Source organism: Candidatus Mycoplasma haematohominis, from assembly GCF_902712995.1.
Lineage (GTDB): Bacteria > Bacillota_I > Bacilli_A > Mycoplasmatales > Mycoplasmoidaceae > Eperythrozoon_B > Eperythrozoon_B haematohominis.
In genome coordinates, this window is record NZ_CACTIB010000012.1 from 21395 (window position 1) to 28094 (window position 6700).

General features: G+C 30.4%; 7 protein-coding genes. All 7 read left to right on the plus strand.

Going from position 1 to position 6700, the window contains the following annotated elements; translation table 4 throughout:
• The first annotated feature begins 116 nt into the window (after positions 1–116).
• The gene (locus tag H6411_RS02275; protein ID WP_216083026.1) at positions 117–1304 is read left to right on the plus strand and encodes a hypothetical protein; all 1188 of its coding nucleotides are present in this window, start codon (positions 117–119) and stop codon (positions 1302–1304) included.
• Positions 1305–1492: 188 nt separating this feature from the next.
• Positions 1493–2212 (plus strand): hypothetical protein, encoded by a 720-nt coding sequence (locus H6411_RS02280; RefSeq protein WP_216083027.1) that lies wholly within the window; start codon positions 1493–1495, stop codon positions 2210–2212.
• Between the two features lie 180 nt (positions 2213–2392).
• On the plus strand, positions 2393–3994 hold the full coding sequence (gene pyrG / locus H6411_RS02285) for a CTP synthase (RefSeq protein WP_216083028.1): 1602 nt from the start codon (positions 2393–2395) through the stop codon (positions 3992–3994).
• Positions 3995–4165: 171 nt separating this feature from the next.
• Positions 4166–4702, plus strand: coding sequence for a hypothetical protein (locus H6411_RS02290; protein WP_216083029.1), 537 nt, complete (start codon positions 4166–4168; stop codon positions 4700–4702).
• Positions 4703–4814: 112 nt separating this feature from the next.
• Entirely contained in the window at positions 4815–5402 is a 588-nt protein-coding gene (locus H6411_RS02295; RefSeq protein ID WP_216083030.1) for a hypothetical protein, read from the plus strand.
• Between the two features lie 40 nt (positions 5403–5442).
• Positions 5443–5982 (plus strand): hypothetical protein, encoded by a 540-nt coding sequence (locus H6411_RS02300; RefSeq protein ID WP_216083031.1) that lies wholly within the window; start codon positions 5443–5445, stop codon positions 5980–5982.
• 76 nt (positions 5983–6058) lie between these two features.
• A complete protein-coding gene (locus tag H6411_RS02305) occupies positions 6059–6697 on the plus strand; it encodes a restriction endonuclease subunit S (protein WP_216083032.1) in 639 nt (212 codons plus the stop codon).
• Positions 6698–6700: the final 3 nt, after the last annotated feature.

The following is a 6700-nucleotide window of genomic DNA, read 5'->3' on the forward strand; positions in this document are numbered from 1 at the left end:
TATTAGGTTGCTTATAGAAATCAAATATACATAAATTAGTTTTCAATTTAATTTTCCTATGATGAAGCATGTAGGCTTATAGCTTACATGTAAACAAGGAATAGTGGTATTTTCTCATGAGCAACATTAACTCGGTACTAGATACATACAAGAAACCTCTCTACTTCTGAATTACCACAATACTTCTACAGATAATCTTTCTAGCTACCCTTATTACATCAATCCATCCTTTTCTATCTTCTTCAAATGGTTCAAATAAGAAAATAGTCCTTATATGAATAAGTTTTGCTTTCCTAGGTCTAAGCTTTCTATTTAGTTTTCTTCACCTTTACTATTCCAAAAAGAGTTGAAAAATATTTGATACCTTCTCCACTAAACATAGAGAATATGAAGCTAAATTAGATGAATTAAGGCTAGAGACTAAGAAAACATTATTTGCTTTTATTCCTATAGTAGGTCTCTTCTCTAGTCTCTACATAATCAAGTGTTTCTCCATAAGAGACGCTATCCTAAAAAAAGAAAAAGTAGATGTAGATGACTTTGTAAAGTGTGCTCAGACAAACATAAGGTTCTGACAGACTCTTCAGATTATCTCCTGTGTATCTCTATTTGCATTCTGTGCTATATATTCTCAGAGCACTAAGGATGCTAGCTTTATCTACATATCTGAATGAATAGGTTCAATAGTCTTTCTGATATATGCAACATCCATAGCTTTCAACAAATACTTAATCTACAGATGCAACATGATAATACGCCGTCTAGGAGAGATAGATGAAGTACAGGAAGAAAAAATAAAGCTGTGAAAGACTTGTATGAAATGGAGCTATACAGTCTACATACCAATAATTGGTATGCTCTCACTCATACCTTTCTTTATATGTAAATCTATATACAGGGAATTAAAGGTATCTAATAGCTACATATATTCCTGTCAGTATTTACTGACTATCCTATTAATGGCAATATCTTGCCTTATTCCCTACGTTATTTACTGTGGAGTAGGATTTTCAAAGGAAAATTTGATTTCATTAAAAGAAACAGATGCATGAGTAATAATCCCTCCTTTGCTATGAATCATCTCCTTTACATCTATAAGTTTCTATCTATCACTTAAGAATACAGTTCATGCTGAGATATTGTCAGAGAAAAAGAAAAAGTATTCAATACTAGATGACATAAATACTCTTTCTAAACTTTCTTCTTTCCTATGATGAATACCTATATTTGGTTGAATACCAATTGCCTTTATGGCTTACTCATTCTTTAAATTAAAGAAATCAGTTCCTCAGTTAGATATCTAAATAGAGATAATAGATTAGATTTAAAACAGAAAAAATTAAAAATAGTCCAAAAATAACACCTGGTAGTCATATTAAATACTAAATTTTTTAAAAAACTCAAACTTTCCTAAAAAACAAGAAACGATTAATAAAATCTAAAAAAAATTATTTCGTAGAGAATTCAAAATTACAAATAATTGGAGTCAAATATGAGCGACACTGTTCTAAAAGTTGTAAATATAAGTTCATTATTTTTAAAAACAGCTGCAGGATCCTCTATCCTTTCAGGTGGAACAATAGGGGCAATTAAGCTTAAGGACTATTTGCAAAAGGAAGATTTTCTAAGTAGCTCTCAAGAGAATGAACATAACAGGAGTATTTACACTTTTAGGCAAATTCTTAAGACATTAAAACCAACAACAGCAGAAACCTATGATAATTTAGACGAAAATTCAAAAAAATGATGAAGAGAAAAATTTACTGCTTTTTATAAAAATGGGACAAGGATAAGGAGTAAGAGGTTCAATGAACTTATAAATTTAGCTTTCCAAAAAGTATGATCAGAAGCTAAAAAAAGTGATGACAGCAATACTCTTACTAGCAAAGTACAGAACTTTGAAGGAGATTCACAACATGAATTCATGAAAAACTTCTACAAGGAATGTAAAGACATATCAGAACTAGTTCTAACTAAAAATAGCCATCCAAGACACTGAAAAAAAGTTATTAAAGAATTTTTAACAAAAGTAACAGAAGATGAAGATACAACAAGTGAAGAAGAAAGAGAAATGAGATATCTTAGAGATGCTTGAGTTGCTTGTTCTGCAAGTGGCAGTACTCCACAAATGGAGATTTATTGACCAAATGGCGAAACTATTAAAGATAAAGAATTAAATGTTTGAAATACAGAAAGTAATATATATAAATAATATTTCTGTCTCTGGTAAGAAATCAGATAGATAGAACTATTTAAAAATATCAAATATTGCAATAGAAGAAAAATAAATCTTAATTACAACACAAGAACATTGAAAAAATATACTTTTTAAATAGAAAACATTGCGGATATGTGCAACATTGGGATAGAAGGAGTAACTTAAATAATTAGTTTGAGAAAACCAAAGATTATTTTTTTCACAGGAGGAATATGTTCATCAGTAGGTAAAGGTCTCACTCTAGCTAACTTAGGAAGAATATTCACTGAGTTAGGTTTTAGAGTTACAGCTATGAAGTTTGACCCTTATCTAAATAAGAATGCAGGGAATCTATCTCCTTGCCAACATGGAGAAGTGTATGTAACAAAAGATGGTTGTGAAGCAGATTTAGATTTAGGACATTACGAAAGATTTATGAATTGTGAATTATCCTGCGACTCATGTGTAACAGCTGGTTCAATCATGAAAAACATATTGGACAGGCAAGAAACTCATGAATTTACAGGAGAAACAATTCAAGTTGTTCCACATTTTGTAGATGAAATCCATAAAAAAATCATGGATTTAATAGAAAAGAACAAAGATATTGACTTTTTATTCATTGAAATAGGAGGAACTGTAGGGGATATTGAATCAACTCCATTCCTTTATGCAGCTTCCAGATTTAAAAAGAAATATGGAGAAGGCGATGTTTTATTCATACACATCTCTCCTCTAATATATTTCCCAGCATCTAAAGAATTAAAAACAAAACCAACTCAACACTCTATACAACAACTAATTTCAAACTTAATTACTCCAGATCTACTGATTCTTAGATCCTATATAGAACCTTCTGAAGACATAAAAGTCAAGATATCTACAACAACAAATCTTGCTTTGGATGAGATATTTGTTTGTTTAGACAACAATATTTATTTAATAGCTGAAGACTTATATGAACAAAATATTCATAAACAAATACTTAAAAAACTAAATATTCCTGTTCCTGACAAAAACATTGATAAATGAAAAGATTTCACAAGAAACATAAATTCTTCTAAGGAAAAAGAATTACGAATTGCTCTAATTGCCAAATATGCAAACCTTTTAGATTCCTATATTTCAATAACTGAATCCTTCAAGATAGCTTCTTATCAATTAGGAGCAAATGTAAAAATTGAGTGCATAAATGTAGATGATCTAAAAAGCATGACTCTATTGTCTGAATATGATGCAGTCTGTGTACCCTATGGCTTTGGAACAAGAGGAGCAGAACAGAAAACAGAAGCTATCAGATATTGCCGAGAAAACAAAATACCATTTTTAGGGATATGTTTTGGAATGCAACTGGCTTGTATAGAGTATGCAAAAAATGTTCTTAATGCAAATTGAGCTACTTCCGAAGAGTTGAATCCAGAAATGGAAGAGCCTATGTTTATACAATTGCCAGATAAAAAAATGAGATTAGGAAACAAAAAGATTATAATTGCCGATGGCACGCTGGCAAAATCACTGCTTGGGAGTAAGTGTATAGAAGCTAGACATAGGCACAGATATCACTTAAATCCCAAATATATTCCTCTTTTAGAAACAACAGATTTAGTTATCTCTGGAGTTTCTGATTGTCCTCAGAAAATAATTGAGATTGTTGAACTTAAGAATCATCCTTTCTTTGTAGCTACTCAGTATCATCCGGAATTTGAGACTAATTTTCAGCATGTATGCCCTTTCTTTACTGAATTAATTAGAGCAGCATCTAAAAGAACAAAAGATGTTCGACAACAAAAAATTTAATATTTAAATTAATGGAGATTTGAATTTAAATCTGGTTTCTAAAACGACAATAATTAGCAAAATTTACTGAAATGACAGAGGTGAAAGATAACAATAACTAGTTCAAAGTTACTAAAATCCAAGTTGGAAAATAGAATTATCAGATACTATTTTTAGAGATTTCTTTTTATTATGAATACTTTAGCTAAGGCAGGCGCAGGAACTGCTGCTATTGCTGGGACAACTACAACAGTCGTAGTTGCTACTAAAAATGGATCTTCTAATAGTGAAGAAAACATTAGTTCAGCAGAAAGGAAAAGAAGACAATTCGAAAAAGATAAAGCGGCGAAGGAAAGTAAATTATCTCAGGGGATCTTAAATAGCATTTGGTATAAGAAAGCCACAAAAGATAGTGATGTAATTTACGTAGGAGATGAAAATGAAAAGCTGAAAAAGGAAATAGAGGGTTCGGGCATGAATTTTAGTGACGGCAAAACAGAAATAGATAATTTTCTAAAAACTGAGGATACAACTTTAGCTGAGAAAGAAATTAAATTGACAAAAGAAAATGACCAAGAGGAATATGCTGCCAAATGGTGTGAGTTAGCGATAAAAATAACAAGGGAACCTAAAGAAGAAGAAACCGATGCTAATAAGCCGTATGGAATTTTCTTTGATTGATGCTTCGAATGAAGAAATCTTTCAGAAGATAGTGATGCTTCCTTTTAAATTCAAAAAAACAATTACTTAAATTAATAAACAGTAAAAGAGGAAAAGATATATAAAAAACCTTCTCTACTATAATAAAAATTTGTTTTAAAAATCATCAATTTAGAGATTTGTGTCTCTCTTAAAAAAAGTAACAATAGGAGGTTCAATTACTGCAGTAGCCGGAGGAACAGGTGGCTATCTTATTTGAGATAGTCAAAACAAAAAATGAATAGAGGCTACAGAAGCAGAAATGATTCAAAAGTTAGAAGAGGAAAGAAAAAGAGAGCAAAAATGACATGAGGATTTTGAAAAGATACACCCTAATTTCCGAATATTACCTAGCTTAAATGATCTTGAAAACATAAAAAATTTCGTTATCTCTGGCGCTAATTCAACAGACAAAACATACAACGTATTTAGAGATATAAAAGATCCTACGAGCGATAATAAAAATTCAATAAAGGTACATAATGAAATATCTGTTTCAGACTATGAAAATTTTCAAGAGGAAGAAGAATTCAAACACATGTGATATTCCTTAAATAAAAATCCAAATCTAAAAATGGAAACAAAAAAATTCGGAGAAAAAGTTGAAGGATGCGAAAATATAGAAGCAATAGGGACTGAGGAATTTAAATTAAAACAAGGTTGTTGAGGAAGAATTAAGGTAGATAGAGTAAACAAAACATTTGACTACTTGACAAAAAAAACAATTTAAAAACAAAAAGTAGTAAAAGAATTAAAAACACTTTTTTTGTATGAACACACTAGCTAAAGCAGGCGTAGGTGTTGCTGCTATTGCAGGAACAACTACAACAGTTGTGGTTACCACTAAAGGAGTATCAAACAACAATGAGGAAAATATTAGTCTCATAGAAAAAAGAAGAAGAAAATTTGAAGAAGATAGAAGAGATAAAGAAGGTAAGTTGTCTAGAGATATTCTAGATAACCTCTGATATAAGTGAGCAACAAAAAATAGTAATGTGATTTACGTCGGTGATGAAAAAGAAAAATTAAAAAAAGAAGTAGAGAATTCAAGTGTAGGTTTCGATGACAGTAAGGAAGCAATAGACAATTTTCTAAAAGGAACAGATACAACTTTAACTGAAACAAAAATTGATTGAGAAGAGAAAGGTGGACAAGTAGAATATGCTAGTAAATGGTGTGAATTAGCAACAAAAATAAAAAGAGATCCTAAAGAAGATGACGGGGAAACAGATGCCAACAAACCATATGGAATTTTTTTAAGTTGATGCTTTGAATGAACAGATCTGAGCGAAGAAAATTACGGTTCTTAAAAATAAAAGTTTTTTAAAAAAATAAATCAATAAAAGTCTTTTATTGAAAGCAAATCTTTATATTAAAAATTTGCATATGAAGTCTATTTCATCCTTAATAAATCAATTGACTAAAGGAAATTGAGAATGAAAAACTCTTGGAGAAATTGCAATAGATATTTACAGAGGAAATGGAGTAGATAACAGTCAAATTGGTACTGGAAGTTATCCTTGTACTACTTATGGCTCGATATCAAATGCGTTTTCAGTTTGATTTGATAAATGCAACTTCACAGTTGATCCATCTTTAATAAAAAACCCTAAATATTTTGAATATGGAACATTATTACTTGTTGCAGCCAGTCAAGTAATGAGATGCATTGCAGATTGTTGCGCTTATTTAGGAAAAGAAAAAGCAATAGCAGGTGGAAACATGTTTTTGCTTACGCATAATCAAAATCCAAAATATCTATCATACGCTTTATCTACACATCATGCAAAGCTACAAAAACAAAAATACGCAAAAAAAGGAGCAATAGCGAGTATTTCAAAAAACGACCTTAAAAAAATAAAAATACCTCTTCCTCCGCTAGAAATACAAGAACAAATAGCTAATGCTTTAGATCATCTAAGAGAAATATGCGAAGATTTAGAAAAAGGCATTCCTAAAGAAATCAAATTAGCTAATAAAAGATATGAATATTACAGAGATTTTTTAATTACTGGAAAGAATTAAAGA